1 rRNA gene is annotated in these 350 nt (G+C 53.4%); it reads left to right on the forward strand.

Annotated elements, in window-relative coordinates:
- Window positions 1-350 (forward strand): 23S ribosomal RNA (locus BHE89_RS22655); the annotation flags it as partial.

Raw genomic sequence — 350 nt, forward strand, 5'->3', positions numbered from 1 at the left:
CTGGGGGAAAGGGCTTCGAGTAACAAGGCCCAGGATCGATTGGCTTAGAAGTACAAGCCATCATTTAAAAGAAAGCGTAATAGCTCGACTGGTCGAGTCGCCGCGCGGAAGATGTAACGGGGCTAAACCATGCACCGAAGCTGCGGCAGCGACACTTATGTGTTGTTGGGTAGGGGAGCGTTCTGTAAGCCTGCGAAGGTGTACTGTGAGGTATGCTGGAGGTATCAGAAGTGCGAATGCTGACATAAGTAACGATAATGCGGGTGAAAAACCCGCACGCCGGAAGACCAAGGGTTCCTGTCCAACGTTAATCGGGGCAGGGTGAGTCGACCCCTAAGGCGAGGCTGAAA

This window comes from Shigella sp. FC1967 (genome assembly GCF_001743005.1).
In the GTDB taxonomy this organism is placed as follows: Bacteria; Pseudomonadota; Gammaproteobacteria; order Enterobacterales; family Enterobacteriaceae; genus Proteus.